This is a genomic window from Bacteroides sp. D1 (genome assembly GCF_000157095.2).
GTDB lineage: Bacteria > Bacteroidota > Bacteroidia > Bacteroidales > Bacteroidaceae > Bacteroides > Bacteroides xylanisolvens.
This window is the reverse complement of record NZ_JH114331.1, coordinates 463,072-483,498: the sequence shown is the minus strand read 5'-3', so window position 1 is coordinate 483,498 and position 20,427 is coordinate 463,072. Positions and strand designations below refer to the sequence as shown.

The following is a 20,427-nucleotide window of genomic DNA, read 5'->3' as shown; positions in this document are numbered from 1 at the left end:
ACAAAAGTATCACATTTGAATATATTGCACCCTATCGAATTGTTCGTTTTATCTAGTCTAAAAATTCAGATGACTTATTTTAATCACTTCACAGAGGGTTCGGAGGAGGTATTATGAGCTTTTCGGTATTGCGTAGGAGCAATATCAAAAAGTTCTTTAAAGCATTTATTGAAGTATTGAGGATTTCCAAATCCTAACCGGTAAGCAATATCCGATATATTCATTTCCGGAGAATTCTGCAGAAAATATGCCGCTTTTTTCAGACGCAGATTCATGATAAAATTATTTGGCGTACTTCCCGTGATACCTTTTATCTTCTGGAATAAGACAGTACGTCCCACCCCCATCTCACGTGAGAAGACATCTACACTGAATTCGGGATTTTCCATATTATCTTCCACTACCTGCGTCGCTTGTTCGATAAACCTCTGATCGAGTTCATTCGTTGCAATCTTCTCCGCTTTGCTATCCAGCTGATGGGCATATTTATTCTGTAAAAGTCTGCGGGTATTAATCAGATTATTGCATTGCATCACCAGCCGCCGCATATTAAATGGCTTCACCACATAAATATCCGCTCCAATTCTCAATCCTTCCAACTCACGTTCGGGCGCACTAAGGGCAGTCAGAAGAACGACAGGTATATGACAAGTTTCAATATTGTTCTTAATTTTGGCACACAATTCCGTTCCAGGCATTCCGGGCATCATAATATCCGAAATAACCAGATCAGGTTGCATCATCTTTACTTTCTCATACCCTTCCTCACCATCACTTGCAGTTTCAACCGTGTACAATGGAGAAAAGATATCTACAAGGATATTTCTGATTTCTTCATTATCATCAATAACCAACAGCTTGCAGTCAGTAGTCCCACTCTCACTTTGAGCCGACTGTACCTCCTTAACCAATAGTTCTTTATCTTCCGAATAATAAATATATTCCTTATCCTGCTCCGGTTCAATCCGGGAAACAGAAGAATCAAAGTGAGCATCTCCTTTCTTCAGAGTGACCTTAAAGCATGAACCTTTCCCCAACTGGCTTTCTACAGTTATATCTCCCTGATGAGCTTTCACAATCCCCTGACTTAAAGCCAGCCCGATACCCGTTCCTCCATACTGTCCGATATTCTCGGCCTGATAGAACCGCTCGAATATCTTCACGTAATCTTCCTCGGATATTCCTGCCCCATTGTCTGAAACGGAAAACATACATTCATCCGCTCCATCAGCCAATTCCATACTGATACTTCCACCGTCTGAAGTATATTTAAAAGCATTCGACAGCAGGTTATTAACCACTTTCTGCAATTGCATACGATCTCCCCACACGAGGCATTGCTCACAGTCAGCATGCAAAACAAACGAAATATTCCTGTTAGCTGCCAATTCTTTGAACAATACATAATGCTCTTTGAGTAAAGAATATAAATCAAATTGAGAAACTTTCAGTTTCAAAAGTCCCTGCTCCTGTTTCCGGAAATCAAGCAACTCCGTTATCAATGATTTCAGGTTACCGGCATTTTTATGTATATTCAGTAATTTCGAATAAGCATACGTAGACAACTTACCGGAATTCAACAACAGATCAACCTGCCCCAGGATAAGGGTAATAGGGGTTCTGATTTCATGTGAGATATTAGTGAAGAAACGCAGTTTGGATTGGTTCATTTCTTCAATATATTGTTTCTCACGAAGTTCAAAGTCCAACGAGGTTTTCAAGAACAGCCGAATTCTATATTCTCTCACTACAAAGAATAGAATCGTCAGAATCACACACGCATAAATTGTATAAGCCCACCAGGTGGCATAAAAAGGTGGTGTGATCGTTATATGAAGAGATCTGATTACTTCCGGAAAGTTCTTCAATCTGATCTCAAAAACATAATCGCCCGGAGATATATTTGTATAGGTAATATCATTCCCCAAACGATTCTCACTCCATTCGTCATTAGAACCTATCAACCGGTATTCTACCTCACCACCGCCAATATGCAGAAAGTTATCTGTCGAGAAACCGATAGAAAACACATTCTGCAAATAATTCAATTTAATCCGGTCGGTATAGGCAAAGGACTTATTTAGGATGCCGGTTTGATCGCCTGTGGTAATCTCTTTATTATTGACATACAAATGAGCCAACTCCAAATCATATATTTTCGGAGGATAGGACAAACTACTTTCACGAATGGCAACCAGTCCGGTAGCTCCTCCCATATAAATATCATGATTGCGGGATACATGCATGGATTTCCTATTGACAAGAGTCAGCGGAAATCCTGTTTTAGAATTGAAGTTTATCACTTTCCCGTCTTTCTGTTCTAACACAGACAATCCATGTCCGGTACCAATCAATAAATTCCCGGAAGGAGTTTCGCCCAACACTCTGATATTTTCTCCCGACAATACGCTTTCAGGAGTATGTAAACGAAACAATCGCTCTTTCTTATCCAACAAGAAAAGCCCGTTGCCATGTGTTCCGACCCAAATGTTTCCCTTTCGATCTTCATAGATGACATTGACCAGCTCTTTTTGAGATCTGACCTGCTTCTTCAGACTTATCCTATACGTTTCAAACCGCCCTTCATCAATCACATAAGCTACACAACCATCATCGGAAGCAAACCATAGCCGGTTTTTCGAATCAAGCAACAAAGTGTTATAATTATGTGTAAACAACTCCTTTTGATGAAACAACACTTCAGTTTTTAAGGCCTGTTTATCCAGACTAACAACTGCAGATGTTGTACCTACATACAATTTACGAGGAGTGTCGGCCAAGGCAAACAGAGCTTCTCCCACACTTTCCTCTCCGAGCGGTTCGAGGTCATATATATCATTCCGATAGTTATCAAGATGAAAACAGTTGACCTTGTTTGTAAAGTCAGCAGCAATCCACAAGCAGTTATTAGCCTCATCAAAAACGACATCTTTCAGATAATCCGTACTAAAATGATATCCGGTATGCGCATTAAAATGTTTGAATGTTCCTTGTTCCGGTTGATATAAATCCAGTCCTCCACCTTCTGTGCAAATCCATATATTTCCGGATTTATCTTCTGCCATAGCACCCACCACCGGAAAAGACAATCCGGTATCCGAAGCATGATAATGTACAAAATGTTGATATTCCGGTGAGAAGAAGTTCACGCCGCCCCAATAGGTCCCCACCCAGACAGTTCCTTGTTTGTCCGTATAAAGAGAAGTCACCGAACGATTGGACATAGCCCCCACCCGGTTAGGATCCGCCTGATAATGAAATATTTTCCCGGTAGCCACCTCAATCTTACTCAATCCGCTTCTGTAACCTACCCATATATTCCCTTCCAAATCCTGACATAGCGCTCTTGCCATATCATCCCGGACCGTGTAAACACTCTTGTTGTTATAATCATAATGATGTATGACTGCACCTTGAGGTGAAAAACAGAAAACACCATGATCCTGCGAACCAACCCAAATATTCTGATCGTTACTTTTTATCAGTTTCATCACCTTGATTCCGGGCAAATAAAGCGACATCGATCCACAAGTATCCACACGCATCACCCCGCCATCTTTCAAAGCAACCCAAAGATTTCCTTCCGAACCTTCTACCATTGTCGGCCCGGTGTCCGGCAAATGTACCTCCGCATACATGGGTTTCACGGAACGGGTATTCTTATCATATAAGAAGAGTTTTCCCCCTTCTGCAATCCACACTCCCAACTTTCCTTTGGCAAGAGTGGAAGGAGAAGGCACCGGAAGAATATAATATTTCTCCGTTTCAAGGTCGAACTGGAAAAGTCCCGTAGAGGTCAAGAGAAAAAGACTCCCCTGGCCGTCCTCCACCATCTGGGTGACATATAGATTACCATAACTGATGGAATCGTTATGAAAATGATTAAAGACTTTGATATGATTGCCATCGAAACAATTCAGACCATCCAGTGTGGCAATCCATATACGCGACTTCTCATCCTGGCAAATATCGCTCACCGTTATTTGCGACAATCCATCCTCCACACCCAATGTTCTGAACTTATATTCCTGTGATTGAAGAGGAGATATAAATCCTAAAAGAGATAACAGAATAAGAAAATGGATCTTAGATAGTTTTTGTCCGCGCATATCAAGAATGATGGTTTATAGCACATTATCTTCGCCACAAAAGTAACAGTTTTTATGATATTCCCAAAATCAGAGCCAAATAACTAATAGATATGAACTTCATCCTATTCATTCTTCCCGCCCGAACGAACGATACTCCAACGGAGTTAGTCCCGTACGTTTCTTGAAGAAAGAGAAAAAATATTCGGTTGACTGGAAACCTAGAAAAAAAGAAATCTCTTTTACTGACTGGGAAGTTCCCACCAGCATTTGTTTAGCTTTACGAAGTTTCAATTCCTGGAAATATTTAGCCGGAGCATAACCTGTATACTCCTTAAAAACACGTCGAAACCATGAATAACTAATATTGAGTCGCATAGCCAACTCTTCCGGGTCCACATTGCCGGAAACATTTTCATTCATAATGATTTTTGCCTGTTCGATTTTCTGATCCACATCACTCATCTCGAAAACCTTATTCTTGGAGACGGAAAGAATCATCCCTATCATGTGGAGCACAATCCCGGAAAGATATTGTTGCGCGGAAATCTTATCCGCTTCGGCTACGGCAAGAGCACGGGAGAATAATGAGACTAACTCTTCATTAAGGCCTATTTCCAGTATTTGCTGTTCCTGCGACAAAAAAGCATCATCAACAATGGCGTCTATCATAGGCCCCTCGAAACCGATATAATATTCCGTCCAACCAGTCTGCCGCAACGGGCGATAAGTATGCCATTGCCCGGGAAACAATACCATCAGCCGACCTTTACAAACTTGCTTTTCAGAGGTAGAATCAGATGAAAACAAACCACGCCCCTTGGTGATATATACCAATTGATACTCACGAAGCACTCTTCCTTTTTCTGCATTAAAGAAGTAACCGGAAGGATGCTCTTTCAACGGATAAGGTGAATCAGGAGGAATGGATTGATAGCCGACGGTATTTACCCATAGCCCGAATTTACGGTCCATGTCATTTACAATCAGATATTTAAATTCTAATCCCAAACTATTATCCTCGATCATACCGATGTGTTTTCATGTAATTGAGTTGGACAAAAATAGGAATTATTTTCAGAAAAACACCACAGATTACACAGATTTACACAGATTATTTTCTAATCGGAAGCCGATATTTAAGAATTAAATCTGTGTAAATCTGTGTAATCTGTGGTGAAAAGAACTTCCGCAAAAACTAACTTTAGAAAGCTTTGCGATATAGAGCTTCGATATCTGCTACCGAAGTAGGACGAGGATTACCGCCTGTACAAACATCATTGAAAGCAGCTACAGCCAGTGCAGGAATATCTTCTTCCTTCACATTGATTTCATGTAATTTCTGCGGTATATTGATACTGGCAGAAAGTGCTTTCACTGCCTCAACAGCCGCTTTTACTCCCTCGGCTTCACTCATTCCGGTAGTGTCCACTCCCATTGCTTTCGCAATATGGATATATTTCGGAGCTGCTGGAGATTCAGCATTGTATTCCATCACATACGGCAACAATAAGGCATTGGCTACCCCATGAGGAGTATCATAGAACGCACCTAACGGATGCGCCATCGAGTGGACAATTCCTAAACCGACATTCGAGAATCCCATACCGGCAATATATTGTGCCTGTGACATAGCTTCGCGGGCTGCCACATCTTTACCATTATCCACAGCTGCTTTCAAGTTTTGAGCAATCATTTCAATGGCTTTCAATTCGAACATATCGCTCATTACCCAAGCACCCGGAGTGATATAACTTTCGATGGCATGAGTCAAAGCATCCATACCGGTAGCAGCAGTCAGTCCTTTTGGCATTGAGTACATCAGTTCAGGGTCTACGATAGCTACGGCAGGAATGTCGTTCGGGTCTACACAAACCATTTTCTTGCGGGCATCTTCATCAATAATCACATAATTGATCGTTACCTCCGCAGCTGTTCCGGCAGTAGTAGGCAGCGCGAAAGTAGGCACCGCTTTGTGTTTGGTATCGGCTACCCCTTCCAGAGATTTCACGTCTGCAAAATCCGGATTGTTCACAACAATACCGATTCCTTTGGCAGTATCGATGGAAGAACCGCCGCCCAAAGCAACGATAAAATCGGCTCCGGAAGCTTTGTATGCCGCCACACCATTTTGTACATTTGCAATCGTAGGATTCGCTTTTACATCACTATAAAGTTCGTAAGGAATCTGATTTTCATCAAATACTTTAATGATTTCGGCAGCCACACCAAACTTGATAAGATCTTTATCCGTTACAAAAAAGGCTTTCTTAAAGCCACGTCTGGCTGCTTCCACAGCAATGACACTACGGCATCCGGCACCGAAGTACGAAGTTTCGTTTAAAATAATGCGATTCATGGTTATCTATTTGTTTAAAGGGTTAACCGCAGCACCTTCCAGGGTAGAAAATGCCACGGTTTCTAAAGTAATTAAAATCAATGACTAGTATAAATCTTATTTAGGAAGATTGAAAGCAACTGACATTTCTTTCATCTGTTCCTGACTCATACCATCCGGTTCGAAGCCCATATTTTTAGCTGCGATATAAATCAGAGCCGACTTATTGAGTACATCAATCTGATCGAATGCCTGCATCGCATCGCAATCCACTGCAAATACACCATGTTTCTCCCACATCACCACATCGTAATCCTGCAATTCTTTGATGGTAGCTTCAGCCAATTCCACCGAACTAGGTAATTTATAAGGAATGATACCCAAACCACGCGGGCAGAATGCCTTTGTTTCAGGGATCATACTCCACAACAGATTGGTAGCCACATCTTTTTCCAGAAATTTCGGACAATGTGTCATGGCAATCAGTTCAATCGGGTGTGTGTGTACAGATGCTTTATAAGGAGAGTTTTTGCTCAACAGGTCATTGTGTACGCTCAAGTGAGAAGGCAATTCCGATGTCGGGACTACGGCTTCATCCGCAATAATCACATAGCTGGCACAGTCATCCAGAATACGGATTACCGAACCATTTTCCATCGGCCAGCGGGCTAAATCACGCATGCGTTTATTAGTTCCCTTGCAGTAGAAATAGCAGCCTTTCAGATAAGGAAGAGTCACACCGATAGACTTTACTTCGCTGATCGGCTTCATCTGACGGATTTCATCGTCTACAAACTCTGTGATATTAACAGTGATATTACCACCATTACGTTCAGCCCATCCTTTCTGCCACAAGTATCCGGCAACTTCTGCTACCTTGTTTACTTCTTTGGCAAGTGCCGGACGATTCTCTAAAATTGATTTCATTATATATATATTTTAATTAGGCACGGATTACATGGATTTTGCCGCAAGTTATAAAAAAACTGCGTAATCCGTGTAATCCGTTCTTGATTTTTTTAAAACAAATTTGGGAATACTAAAGAGAAGATAAGTACAATCAGACCAGCTATCAGCACAGTTATGGTCTTGTTTGACACCCCTTTCCATTCTCTTAAAATTATTCCCCAAACATTACTAAAGGTTACGTTCAATGCCATTAGAATACACCAGGAGAAAGCCAGTAACACCGGGCTTTCGGTGAGGAAGCTCTTACCCATTTCCAATCCGAAAAACTGCATATACCATAGTACACCAGCCAACGCACAGAACACTAGATTATTGCCCCACACTTTTCCTTTAGCATAGTCACCCATCGTTTTGTTAACCACATTCTGTTGCAAACAGTAAGCTGCATTTGTCAGGAAGCCTCCAAGCGTAACCAGAAAGATAACCGGAAGACCGGCATAAAGTCCTTCCACTCCACCAGCCAAAGCGGCTTCTTTGATAGGTGTTCCCGCATCCAGTCCCAAAGCAAAGCAGGCACTCATGATACCAGCCAAAAGTGCAACCAGTAACCCTTTTGTCAATGCAAAGTCTTTTACAGCAGCACGTTTTTCTTCTTCGCTCATGTTTTGCGCACGCAAACTACCGGCATACCCGATAATAGCAATACCTGCCAACGTGATGCAAACACCCAACAAAAGAATCAGCCCGTTACCTTCAAACAAGTTTGTACCGGCAAAAAGAGCCGGAAGAAGGGTACCGAAACCGGCACAAGTACCCAGTGAGATACTCTGTCCGAGCGCAACACCCAAATAGCGCATGGAAAGTCCGAAAGTCAACCCTCCTACTCCCCACAATATACCATAAAAGATGCTCATTCCAGCACCTCCTGCTCCCCACAAGTCGAACAAACTGCTCTCTTGGGGTACACCCAGTAGTGAACCCAGGAACGGGAACACTAACCAGGCAAATACACCTTGTATTAACCAGAAGCTTTCCCAGCTCCATTCTTTTACCTTTTTGATAGGTACATAAGAACTGGACTGGCAAAAGCTACCGATAGCTATAATCAATAAGCCGATTAAGATTTCCATAACTTATCGTTTAGAAGTTACTTCGGCTTCGTACTTTTCAATTTCTGCGATGAAATCTTCACCAACAGGAACATTGTTCTTCAAGCAGAACATATCCCAAACTGCATTCCAAGGAAGCGCCTTTTCTTCTTCGAGCAAAGCCAGACGTTGGAATCCCTGTCCGTTTGCTTCGTATTCGCGCAACTTAGCAATCGGTTCGAGCAGGGCACGAGTCATACATTTCTGTGCAGCACGACTACCGATTACGTATGCACCAATACGGTTGATAGATGCATCGAAGTAATCAAGACCATAATGTACACGGTCCAAAGCACCGCAGCGAACGATTTCGCTGAACAGTTCCATTGTCGGATCATCCATGATAGTAACATGGTCTGAATCCCAACGAACCGGACGGCTCACGTGCAACATCAATTCAGGCACATAAAGCAACAGTGAAGATACTTTATCAGCTACACTTTCTGTCGGATGGAAGTGACCGGTATCCAGCGTAATCATCTTGTTACGAGAAGCACCATAACCGATATAGAAGTCATTAGAACCCACTGTATAGCTTTCCAGACCGATACCGAACACCTTAGATTCGATACAATCCTTCATATTCTTATATTCGGTAGCGAAGATCTGATCCAAAGAATCTTTCAGCAATGCACGATATTTCATACGATTTACCGTAATATCCTTGCTTCCGTCATGTACCCAAAGATTCATGATACACGGATCCCCCTGTGCCTTACCCATTTCTTCCGCAACGGCACGACAACGTTTGGTATGTTCAATCCAGAACTGACGGATGCCTTCATCAGGATTAGAAAGAGACAAGTCACCTGATTTCGGATGAGAGAAAGAGGTAGAGTTGAAATCGAGCTTCATGTTATGTTCTTTACCCCATTCGATCCAGCTCTTGAAATGTTCCGGTTCTACCTGGTCACGGTCTACCACCTTACCCTGGAAATCTCCATAGATTTCGTGCAGGTTCAGACGATGAGTACCCGGAATATAAGAAGCAGCTTTCAAAATGTCAGCACGCAATTCATCAATATTACGAGCTTTGCCCGGATAATTACCGGTTGCCTGAATACCTCCGGTCAATGAGCCGGCCTGTACTTCAAATCCTGCAACGTCGTCAGCCTGCCAGCAGTGGAGTGACAGATGAAAATCCTGCATCGTTTTCAATACTTGTTCGGTGTCTACACCTACTGCTGCATAACGTTCCACAGCAATCTCATACGCTTTCTGAATCAGTTCTTCTTTTTTCATGATATTCTATTAGTTTAAATAAATGATTATTCTGTCGGTTGTTCAATGTATTATCGAACGCAATTCTTAAAATGGATATAAGCCGCGTCCCAAGCTTCCGTATCTTGCGGCTGATAAGTTTTCAACGGGATAGAGCGGTTGATTAACTGGCGCATACCGGCAACATCCGTTGCTTCACCTGCTGCCATTGCCTGAATCATCACATTACCGATAGCTGTCGCTTCAGACGGACCGGCTACCACAGGGATTCCTATCGCATTAGCTGTAAACTGGTTCAACAGATCATTCCGGCTACCGCCGCCAATTACGTGCAATGTATCAATCGGACGGGGAGAAAGCGAACGTAAATTCTCCAATACCTGACGATAACGCAAAGCCAGACTTTCAAAAATACAACGCACCACTTGTCCACGTTTCTCGGGAACTGCTTGTCCGGTAGCCCGGCAATATTCAGCAATGGTTTTTTCCATATCCGCAGGATTCGCGAAACAATCATCATCCGGATTAATCAGACTACGGAACGGCTCGCAAGCATCCGCCTCACTGATTAATTCAGGATAGCTTGTATCTCCCCAATTCAGACGACAACGTTCCAACAACCACATTCCACAGATATTCTTCAACAGACGGATGGTTCCTTCCACGCCACCTTCATTGGTAAAGTTCAACGCTTCCGTTTCGGCATTAATCACCGGAGCATCTGTTTCAACTCCCATCAACGACCAAGTCCCACTGCTCAAATAAGCAAAGTTACGATCGAGTGCCGGAACGGCAGCAACAGCAGAACCGGTATCGTGTCCGGCTACTGCAATTACAGGAATTGCGCCCAGTCCGGTTATTTTTTGCACTTCTTCCGTCAATACTCCCACCTTTTCGCCGGGGAATACAAAACGTCCGAAATTCTTTTCACTCAAGCCGACTGCTTTCAACAACTCCGGTTCCAGACGACGTGTTTGCGCATTTACCAGCTGCGCTGTCGAAGCAATTGTATATTCCGTCACCATCTCTCCGGTCAGCATATAACTTAATGCATCCGGCATAAACAGAATTTTATCTGCCGCCTCCAATGCGCTGTCGTGATTGCGACGTAAAGTATCTAATTGAAAAAGTGAATTAAAATTCATAATCTGAATACCCGTTTTGCCATAGACTTCACTACGCGAAATACGGGAGAAAAGAGCTTCCGGTGCTCCTACCGTATGAGGATCACGGTACGCGTATGGCTGACGAAGCAAGTTACCGTCTTTTCCGACGCACACAAAATCCACTCCCCAGGTATCAATACCGATAGAAGCAATGGATTCGCCACGATGAGCCACCAACTTCAATCCGTCAATAATATGACGATATAATGCATAAATATCCCAATAGAAATGTCCACCCACTTCAATCAGGTGGTTAGGAAAACGATTAATCTCTTCCAGATTTAATCCGCCTTCGATGAAAGTTCCTAAGATTGTACGGCCGCTCGTTGCGCCCAGGTCGACTGCAAAAAAGTTTTGTTTCATGGTATTCTGTCTATATATTTAAGGTATCCATTTACCTACATGGCAAAGATAGGCGATTCCCTCCTCCCTTTCCTTATGTATTTTGATTGAAAGGGTATACATTTTGACACAAAACAAAAAAGCAGGCTTGCACCGTTTAGCATATTTTTCACTTTTATGCAAAAAAACTTTGGTTTTATGCATATTTTCTCCGAAATAATGCATACTTTTGCGCCATTCTTAGAATAATTATACAATGAAGAAGAAAGCAAATCGGTTAGACGCCATCAAAATGATAATCTCAAGCAAGGAGGTCGGTTCGCAGGAAGAACTGCTGCAAGAGCTGAACCGCGAAGGCTTCGAACTGACACAGGCCACCCTCTCCCGCGACTTGAAACAATTGAAAGTAGCCAAGGCTGCCAGTATGAACGGAAAGTACGTATATGTACTGCCGAACAACATTATGTATAAACGTTCTACCGACCAGAGTGCCGGTGAAATGCTACGTAACAACGGATTTATCTCTTTACAGTTTTCCGGTAACATTGCCGTTATCCGCACCCGTCCCGGTTATGCGAGCAGCATGGCGTATGACATCGACAACAATGAATTCAGTGAAATACTGGGAACCATTGCCGGTGACGATACAATCATGTTGGTGTTGCGTGAAGGAGTTGCCATCAGCAAAATACGTCAGCTTCTGTCACTCATCATTCCCAATATCGAATAATTATACCTATTATTATATAATAAAGAAATGGACACTCAACAAATAGATGTTATGGTAGCCGACGCCTCACATGAGGTTTACGTTGACACTATTTTGGAAACTATCAGAAATGCTGCCGCCGTACGAGGAACAGGAATTGCGGAACGCACACACGAATACGTAGCGACAAAGATGAAAGAAGGTAAGGCGATTATTGCTCTTTGTGGCGATACTTTTGCCGGATTCACCTACATCGAATCATGGGGAAACAAGCAATATGTGGCTACTTCCGGTCTGATCGTTCATCCCGATTTCCGTGGATTAGGACTGGCAAAACGCATCAAACAGGCTTCTTTCCAACTGGCACGTCTCCGATGGCCGAAAGCAAAAATATTCAGTCTGACCTCCGGAGCAGCTGTCATGAAGATGAACACCGAACTAGGTTATGTGCCTGTCACCTTCAACGAACTGACAGACGACGAAGCTTTCTGGAAAGGATGCGAAGGATGTATCAACCATGATATTCTGGTAGCGAAAAACCGCAAGTTCTGCATCTGCACAGCCATGCTGTACGATCCGACAGAGCCGCGGAACATCAAAAAAGAACAAGAAAGAAATAACATTTAAAAGATACAGCACTATGGAAGAAAAGAAGAAAAAAGTAGTGGTGGCATTCAGCGGCGGACTGGACACATCGTTCACCGTCATGTACCTCGCCAAAGAAAAAGGTTACGAAGTATATGCAGCTTGTGCCAATACGGGTGGTTTCAGCGAAGAACAACTGAAAACAAACGAAGAAAATGCTTATAAACTGGGAGCAGTGAAATACGTGACGCTGGACGTAACCCAGGAATACTACGAAAAAAGCCTGAAATACATGGTTTTCGGAAATGTGCTGCGTAACGGTACTTATCCTATTTCTGTTAGTTCCGAACGTATTTTCCAGGCACTGGCTATCGCACGCTATGCCAACGAAATCGGTGCGGATGCCATCGCACACGGTTCTACCGGAGCAGGTAATGACCAGATCCGTTTCGATATGACTTTCCTCGTACTGGCTCCCAATGTAGAAATCATCACATTAACCCGTGACATGGCATTGAGCCGTCAGGAAGAAATTGATTATCTGAACAAACATGGTTTCAGCGCGGACTTCACCAAACTGAAATACTCTTATAATGTAGGTTTGTGGGGTACTTCTATCTGTGGTGGCGAAATCCTCGACTCCGCGCAAGGACTCCCGGAAACAGCCTACCTCAAACATGTTGAAAAAGAAGGCAGCGAACAGCTTCGCCTGACTTTCGAAAAAGGGGAACTGAAAGCTGTCAACGACGAGAAGTTTGACGACCCGATCAAAGCCATCCAGAAAGTGGAAGAGATTGGTGCAGCATACGGTATCGGCCGTGATATGCACGTGGGTGATACAATTATCGGTATCAAAGGCCGTGTAGGATTCGAAGCAGCCGCCCCGATGTTGATTATCGGCGCCCATCGCTTCCTCGAAAAATATACATTGAGCAAATGGCAACAATACTGGAAAGACCAGGTAGCCAACTGGTACGGTATGTTCCTCCACGAAAGCCAATACCTCGAACCGGTGATGCGTGACATCGAAGCGATGTTGCAGGAAAGCCAGCGTAACGTAAACGGTACGGCTATCCTCGAGCTTCGTCCTCTTTCTTTCTCTACCGTAGGGGTAGAATCGGAAGACGATCTGGTGAAGACTAAATTCGGAGAATACGGTGAAATGCAGAAAGGCTGGACAGCCGAAGACGCCAAAGGCTTTATCAAAGTCACTTCTACTCCGCTACGTGTTTACTATAATAACCACAAAGACGAAGAGATATGATTAAAGCAGGAATCATTGGTGGCGCAGGATATACAGCAGGCGAATTAATCCGTCTGCTGCTCAACCATCCGGAAACTGAAATCGTATTTATCAACAGCAGCAGTAATGCCGGAAACAGAATTACCGACGTACACGAAGGCTTGTATGGAGAAACAGATCTAAGATTCACCGACCAGTTACCTCTGGACGAAATCGACGTTCTCTTTTTCTGCACCGCCCACGGCGATACAAAGAAATTCATGGAAAGTCACAACATACCGGAAGACCTGAAGATTATCGACCTCTCGATGGACTACCGCATTATGAGCGACGACCACGACTTTATCTACGGCCTGCCGGAACTGAACCGCCGTGCCACTTGTACGGCAAAGCACGTAGCCAATCCCGGCTGTTTTGCAACCTGCATCCAGCTCGGTTTGCTTCCGCTTGCCAAGAATCTGATGCTGACGGATGATGTAATGGTAAATGCCATTACAGGAAGTACGGGAGCCGGAGTGAAACCGGGTGCTACCAGTCATTTCAGTTGGAGAAACAACAATATGAGTGTGTACAAAGCATTCGAGCACCAGCATGTTCCGGAAATCAAGCAATCACTGAAACAGCTGCAAAACAGTTTCGATGCGGAGATCGACTTCATTCCATACCGTGGCGATTTCGCCCGTGGTATCTTTGCAACGATGGTAGTCAAAACCAAAGTAGCACTGGAAGAAATCGTTCGTATGTACGAGGAATATTATGCAAAAGACTCCTTTGTACACATCGTAGACAAGAATATTGACTTGAAACAAGTCGTTAATACTAATAAGTGCCTGATACATCTGGAGAAACACGGTGACAAACTATTGATTATCTCTTGTATCGACAATTTGCTGAAAGGCGCCAGCGGACAAGCGGTTCATAACATGAACCTGATGTTCAATCTGGAAGAAACCGTAGGACTACGTCTGAAGCCTTCAGCGTTTTAATGAAGAATGAAGAACGAAGAATGAAGAATTGCCACAATAGAACAAATTCATTATTGAATACAAAAAGCTATTCATTTGCACTTCGAATTGTACAAATGACTAAATATCTTCGAGAAATGAAACAAGAGTTCATCCTCAGCAAACAAATTCTTCGTTCCGGCACTTCTATTGGAGCTTCAATTCGAGAATCCGAATTTGCCCAAAGCAATGCTGACTTCATTAATAAACTAAGTATATCATTAAAAGAAGCTAATGAAACCGACTATTGGTTGAATCTTTTAAAAGATTCAGATTATATCGATTCTAATGCTTTTAATAGTATGGAGATTGATTGTGGAGAACTCATAGCTCTGCTTGTTTCTTCAATCAAAACTGCCAAAAATAATCAAATGAACCATGAAGTAACCTAATTCTTCATTCTTCATTCTTAATTCTTCATTTAATTATTATGAAATTATTCGACGTATATCCTTTATATAACATCAACATTGTCAAGGGCGATGGTTGCAAAGTATGGGATGAGAACGGAACGGAATATCTGGATCTCTACGGAGGTCATGCCGTTATCTCTATCGGACATGCACACCCTCACTATACAGCAATGATAAGTAACCAGGTGGCTAAACTTGGTTTCTACTCAAACTCCGTCATCAATAAGCTCCAACAAGAGGTAGCCGAACGACTGGGCAAGATTTCCGGTTACGAAGACTACAGCCTGTTTCTGATTAACAGTGGGGCCGAAGCGAACGAAAATGCTCTGAAGCTGGCTTCCTTCTATAACGGACGTACCAAAATCGTATCTTTCAATAAGGCGTTTCACGGACGGACGTCTCTGGCGGTAGAAGCGACTCACAATCCTTCCATTATCGCCCCTATCAACAATAACGGTCATGTCACCTATCTCCCGCTCAACGATATGGAAGCGATGAAACAGGAATTGTCTAAAGGAGACACATGTGCTGTTATCATTGAAGGAATACAAGGGGTAGGTGGTATCAAGATACCGACCACCGAATTTATGCAGGAACTCCGCAAAGCTTGCAGCGAAACAGGAACGATCCTGATTCTCGATGAAATTCAGAGCGGATACGGGCGTAGCGGTAAATTCTTCGCCCATCAATATAATGACATCAAGCCGGACCTCATCACTGTAGCCAAAGGTATCGGCAACGGTTTCCCGATGGCAGGTGTCCTAATCAGCCCGATGTTTAAACCGGTATATGGTCAATTGGGAACTACCTTTGGCGGAAACCATCTGGCATGCTCGGCAGCACTCGCTGTGATGGACGTCATTGAGCAAGAAAATCTGATAGAAAACGCAAAGGTAGTAGGTAACTACTTACTGGAAGAACTGAAGAAATTCCCGCAAATAAAAGAGGTACGCGGACGCGGACTCATGATCGGACTCGAATTCGAAGAGCCTATCAAAGAACTACGCAGCCGCCTCATCTATGACGAGCATGTATTTACCGGAGCAAGCGGTACGAATGTACTTCGCCTGTTACCTCCTCTCTGTCTTACTATGGAGGAAGCGGAAGACTTCCTTGCCCGGTTCAAGAAAGTACTCTAATCGCTCATTTGATTAATAAACAGCCAACGATAAAAGCAGCCTTTATTAGAAATTTATTTCTTATTCCGGCTGCTTTTTGTTTTTTCGTAATTAACTGTTACCTTTGCCTTTAACAACTCATTAAAAATAAGCGTATATGAAAATAGCCATTATCGGTGCAGGAAACATGGGCGGTTCAATAGCCCGTGGCCTGGCAAAAGGAAGTCTGATAGACGATTCGGACATCATTGTGTCCAATCCGAGTGCCGGAAAACTAGAGAAACTGAAAAAGGAATTTCCGGGTATCTCTATCACCAACAGCAATGTGGAAGCTGCCACAGGCGCAGATATTGTCATCCTTGCTGTCAAACCGTGGTTTATGGAACCGGTGATGCGCGAATTGAAACTGAAAAGCAAACAGATACTCATCTCCGTAGCTGCCGGCATCAGTTTTGAAGAACTGGCTCATTATGTCGTAGCACCGGAAATGGCCATGTTCCGCCTGATTCCGAACACCGCTATCAGCGAACTGGAAAGTATGACGCTTGTTGCCGCCCGCAATACGAACGATGAACAAGACAAATTCATCCTCCGGTTGTTCAGCGAGATGGGAACAGTGATGCTTATTCCCGAAGATAAAATAGCGGCAGCCACCGCATTGACCTCCTGCGGTATCGCTTACGTATTGAAATACGTTCAGGCAGCCATGCAAGCCGGAATCGAAATGGGACTTCGTCCCAAAGATGCCATGCAGATGATAGCACAATCCTTAAAAGGAGCAGCCGCACTGATTCAGAACAACGACACCCACCCCAGCGTAGAAATCGACAAGGTCACCACTCCGGGCGGAATCACAATCAAGGGGATCAATGAACTGGAACACAACGGATTCACCTCCGCTATCATCAAAGCCATGAAAGCCTCCAAATAATACCATAGAATTATTAATCATAAAAATACGAACCACTTGTATGAATGAACAAATTAAACAGATCGCAGAACGCCTCCGCGGATTACGTGATGTACTGGAACTGACCGCAGAGGATATCGCCCGCGACAGCGACATCTCTGCCGAAGAATACCGACTTGCAGAAACCGGAGACTACGATATCTCTGTCAGCATGTTACAAAAAATAGCCCGCACGTATAATATAGCTCTCGACGCCCTGATGTTTGGCGAAGAGCCTAAAATGAGCAGCTACTTCGTGACCCGTGCCGGCAAAGGAGTCAGCATCGAACGTACCAAAGCTTATAAATACCAATCACTGGCTTCAGGATTCATGAACCGTACCGCCGATCCGTTCATCGTCACTGTTGAACCGAAAGCAAACGACGAACCAATCCATTATAACCAACATAACGGACAAGAATTCAACCTTGTCATCGAAGGACGTATGCTTATCAACATCGAAGGCAAAGAAATCATCCTCAACCAAGGCGACAGTATCTATTTTAACTCTAAACTTCCACATGGCATGAAAGCGCTCGATGGCAAAACAGTACGTTTTCTGGCAGTAATTATGTAATAATAAAAAAATGAAGAATGAAGAATGAAAAATGAAGAATGAAGAATTATGTTGCACTGTATAAATAATACGCATGGAAAAATTCTTCATTTTTCATTCTTCATTCTTCATTCACATAATCCATAACATCATGGTAGAAAGATTTTTATCACAGACCTCTTTCAGTTCGCAAGAGGATTTTATCAAAAACTTGAAAATAAACGTCCCGGAGAATTTCAACTTCGGCTATGACGTAGTAGACGCCTGGGCTGCCGAACAACCTAACAAGAACGCTTTACTCTGGACAAATGACAAAGGCGAAAGTCGCCAATTCTCATTTGCCGACATGAAACGCTCTACGGACATGACCGCCTCTTACTTCCAGAGCCTGGGTATCGGCCGTGGCGACATGGTGATGCTGATTCTGAAACGCCGTTATGAGTTCTGGTATAGCACCATCGCTCTTCACAAACTAGGAGCAACCGTTATTCCGGCTACTCACTTGCTGACCAAGAAGGATATTATCTATCGCTGCAACGCTGCCGACATCAAAATGATCGTAGCTGCCGGCGAAGGAATCATCCTGCAACATATCAAAGATGCTCTTCCCGAATGTCCCACGGTTGAAAAGTTAGTCAGTGTCGGTCCGGAAATCCCGGAAGGCTTCGAAGATTTCCATCAGGGTATCGAAAATGCTGCTCCGTTTGTACGTCCGCGCCATGCGAATACTAATGATGACATCTCTCTGATGTATTTTACCTCCGGCACTACCGGCGAACCTAAGATGGTGGCACATGACTTTACTTATCCGTTAGGTCATATCGTTACCGGTAGTTTTTGGCACAACCTGGACGAGAACAGTCTTCACCTCACCATTGCCGATACCGGCTGGGGAAAAGCAGTATGGGGAAAACTCTACGGACAATGGATTGCCGGAGCCAATATCTTCGTCTACGACCACGAGAAGTTTACCCCGGCAGCTATTCTGGAAAAAATCCAGGAATACCATGTCACCTCTCTCTGTGCGCCTCCTACCATCTTCCGGTTCTTGATTCACGAAGACCTGACAAAGTTCGACTTATCTTCACTAAAATACTGCACCATTGCCGGAGAAGCATTGAACCCCGCCGTATTTGAAACTTTCAAGAAACTGACGGGTATCAAACTGATGGAAGGTTTCGGACAAACAGAAACAACCCTTACCATCGCCACCATGCCTTGGATGGAACCGAAACCGGGAAGCATGGGGCTTCCGAATCCTCAATATGATGTAGACTTGATCGACCATGAAGGCCGCTCTGTTGAAGCGGGTGAGCAAGGACAAATTGTAATCCGCACCAGCAAAGGTAAACCTCTCGGACTTTTCAAAGAATACTACCGGGATGCGGAACGCACTCACGAAGCTTGGCACGATGGTATTTATTACACCGGCGATGTTGCCTGGAAAGACGAGGATGGCTACCTTTGGTTTGTCGGTCGTGCAGACGACGTAATCAAGAGTTCCGGTTACCGCATCGGCCCATTCGAAGTGGAAAGTGCGTTGATGACTCATCCGGCTGTTGTGGAATGTGCTATTACCGGAGTACCCGACGAGATTCGCGGCCAGGTAGTAAAAGCTACGATTGTTCTATCCAAAGACTATAAAGCACGTGCCGGAGAGGAACTGATTAAGGAATTACAGAACCACGTGAAGAAAGTGACTGCTCCTTATAAATATCCGCGTGTGATCGAGTTCGTAGAAGAGCTACCTAAGACAATCAGCGGTAAGATCCGCCGGGTAGAAATTCGTGAAAACGATAAGAAATAAGTAAAAAAGCACCTATTTATCGATAAATCCTCCTTCACTTGTCTTTTGGCAACCGAAGGAGGATTTCTTATATGAATCATACTACAAACTGGTCAATTAATACAAATCCTGATTCAATGAATCATTTGTATACTATATATGAAACAATATTGCACCTCTATGTTGCTTTTCTCCCTTATCTTTGTTGCAGTATAAACAAAAACACACTATAAAGATCATGATTACAAGTAGAAAGATTTCTCAAATCAATGTTTTTGCTGGTAGTCCTTGGGAGGTAGCCAGCGTAAAAAGTTTATTGAATGCAGCCTATATTCAGGTTTCAATGAAAGACAATGGTTTAAACAGTATTTTGATTTCTGTTCCTTGCGAATACTATACTGCGGCCATGCGTGTAATTAATAACAGAAAAGTTTCATAGGTTTTAGGTTTACATATAAATTGGAGGGTTCTTATTGTCAGCAGGAGTTTTCGCTGGATAATACGGTGACTAGTAACTCATTGCACCCTGACAATAAGCTATGACAATAGGCTGACAATAAAAAGATCGTACTTTTATTGTCAGCCTGTTATTTAGTCGTCCCTTAAAAAGTACTCATCTGCGGGATATTGCAAGAAAACAGTGTCCCGCAGATTTTTTCAACAAGTAGCCAAAGAACCCTCATGGCTCTTTTGAAGTTGTACGCTGCTGCGGCTAAGAGCAGATTGACAACATCCCCGAACACACCTTTATAAAAGTTGCGTCCTAAACGAAAGTCTGATTTCAAATGCCCGATAGTCGGCTCTATTCCTGCACGCTTGCAGAATAGCTTATGTTTCTTCTTGCGTGTGTAA

General features: G+C 43.4%; 18 protein-coding genes. 10 read left to right on the top strand and 8 right to left on the bottom strand.

The window, feature by feature from the left end:
- Window positions 1–83: 83 nt before the first annotated feature.
- The 7 genes from BSAG_RS19700 to rhaB form a co-directional block, all read right to left on the bottom strand.
- Window positions 84–4,109, bottom strand: coding sequence for a two-component regulator propeller domain-containing protein (locus tag BSAG_RS19700; RefSeq protein ID WP_004315662.1), 4,026 nt, complete (start codon window positions 4,107–4,109; stop codon window positions 84–86).
- Between the two features lie 108 nt (window positions 4,110–4,217).
- Window positions 4,218–5,117 carry an AraC family transcriptional regulator gene (locus BSAG_RS19705; protein ID WP_004310460.1) on the bottom strand — a complete coding sequence of 300 codons (900 nt, stop codon included), beginning with the start codon at window positions 5,115–5,117 and terminating at the stop codon, window positions 4,218–4,220.
- 175 nt (window positions 5,118–5,292) lie between these two features.
- Window positions 5,293–6,447 carry a lactaldehyde reductase gene (fucO, locus tag BSAG_RS19710; RefSeq protein WP_004299884.1) on the bottom strand — a complete coding sequence of 385 codons (1,155 nt, stop codon included), beginning with the start codon at window positions 6,445–6,447 and terminating at the stop codon, window positions 5,293–5,295.
- A 96-nt stretch (window positions 6,448–6,543) separates the two neighbouring features.
- Window positions 6,544–7,353 (bottom strand): rhamnulose-1-phosphate aldolase, encoded by an 810-nt coding sequence (gene rhaD, locus BSAG_RS19715; protein WP_004310461.1) that lies wholly within the window; start codon window positions 7,351–7,353, stop codon window positions 6,544–6,546.
- A 92-nt stretch (window positions 7,354–7,445) separates the two neighbouring features.
- Entirely contained in the window at window positions 7,446–8,465 is a 1,020-nt protein-coding gene (gene rhaT / locus BSAG_RS19720; protein WP_004315661.1) for an L-rhamnose/proton symporter RhaT, read from the bottom strand.
- A 3-nt stretch (window positions 8,466–8,468) separates the two neighbouring features.
- Window positions 8,469–9,725 (bottom strand): L-rhamnose isomerase, encoded by a 1,257-nt coding sequence (locus BSAG_RS19725; RefSeq protein ID WP_008018351.1) that lies wholly within the window; start codon window positions 9,723–9,725, stop codon window positions 8,469–8,471.
- A 50-nt stretch (window positions 9,726–9,775) separates the two neighbouring features.
- On the bottom strand, window positions 9,776–11,233 hold the full coding sequence (gene rhaB / locus BSAG_RS19730; RefSeq protein ID WP_004313798.1) for a rhamnulokinase: 1,458 nt from the start codon (window positions 11,231–11,233) through the stop codon (window positions 9,776–9,778).
- Window positions 11,234–11,468: 235 nt separating this feature from the next.
- Here rhaB and BSAG_RS19740 point away from each other — a divergent pair, with 235 nt between their 5' ends.
- The 10 genes from BSAG_RS19740 (at window position 11,469) to BSAG_RS19775 (ending at window position 20,014) form a co-directional block, all read left to right on the top strand.
- On the top strand, window positions 11,469–11,942 hold the full coding sequence (locus BSAG_RS19740) for an arginine repressor (RefSeq protein WP_004310466.1): 474 nt from the start codon (window positions 11,469–11,471) through the stop codon (window positions 11,940–11,942).
- A 27-nt stretch (window positions 11,943–11,969) separates the two neighbouring features.
- Entirely contained in the window at window positions 11,970–12,548 is a 579-nt protein-coding gene (locus BSAG_RS0222575) for a GNAT family N-acetyltransferase (RefSeq protein WP_004299851.1), read from the top strand.
- A gap of 13 nt (window positions 12,549–12,561) precedes the next feature.
- The gene (locus BSAG_RS19745; RefSeq protein WP_004310468.1) at window positions 12,562–13,770 is read left to right on the top strand and encodes an argininosuccinate synthase; all 1,209 of its coding nucleotides are present in this window, start codon (window positions 12,562–12,564) and stop codon (window positions 13,768–13,770) included.
- Entirely contained in the window at window positions 13,767–14,735 is a 969-nt protein-coding gene (argC, locus tag BSAG_RS19750; RefSeq protein WP_004313800.1) for an N-acetyl-gamma-glutamyl-phosphate reductase, read from the top strand. Before BSAG_RS19745 ends, argC begins: the two co-directional genes overlap by 4 nt.
- The gene (locus BSAG_RS0222570) at window positions 14,735–15,145 is read left to right on the top strand and encodes a four helix bundle protein (protein ID WP_004310471.1); all 411 of its coding nucleotides are present in this window, start codon (window positions 14,735–14,737) and stop codon (window positions 15,143–15,145) included. Before argC ends, BSAG_RS0222570 begins: the two co-directional genes overlap by 1 nt.
- A gap of 38 nt (window positions 15,146–15,183) precedes the next feature.
- The gene (locus BSAG_RS19755; RefSeq protein ID WP_004313802.1) at window positions 15,184–16,305 is read left to right on the top strand and encodes an aspartate aminotransferase family protein; all 1,122 of its coding nucleotides are present in this window, start codon (window positions 15,184–15,186) and stop codon (window positions 16,303–16,305) included.
- A gap of 136 nt (window positions 16,306–16,441) precedes the next feature.
- Window positions 16,442–17,215 (top strand): pyrroline-5-carboxylate reductase, encoded by a 774-nt coding sequence (gene proC, locus BSAG_RS19760; RefSeq protein ID WP_004310476.1) that lies wholly within the window; start codon window positions 16,442–16,444, stop codon window positions 17,213–17,215.
- Between the two features lie 40 nt (window positions 17,216–17,255).
- Entirely contained in the window at window positions 17,256–17,810 is a 555-nt protein-coding gene (locus tag BSAG_RS19765; protein ID WP_004313803.1) for a helix-turn-helix domain-containing protein, read from the top strand.
- A 130-nt stretch (window positions 17,811–17,940) separates the two neighbouring features.
- Window positions 17,941–19,596 carry an AMP-binding protein gene (locus BSAG_RS19770; RefSeq protein WP_004313804.1) on the top strand — a complete coding sequence of 552 codons (1,656 nt, stop codon included), beginning with the start codon at window positions 17,941–17,943 and terminating at the stop codon, window positions 19,594–19,596.
- 217 nt (window positions 19,597–19,813) lie between these two features.
- Window positions 19,814–20,014 (top strand): DUF2007-related protein, encoded by a 201-nt coding sequence (locus BSAG_RS19775; protein WP_004313805.1) that lies wholly within the window; start codon window positions 19,814–19,816, stop codon window positions 20,012–20,014.
- A gap of 163 nt (window positions 20,015–20,177) precedes the next feature.
- Here the strand turns inward: BSAG_RS19775 and BSAG_RS23840 are convergent.
- Window positions 20,178–20,427: transposase (locus BSAG_RS23840; protein ID WP_008997335.1), on the bottom strand; the 250-nt coding region annotated here is incomplete at its 5' end.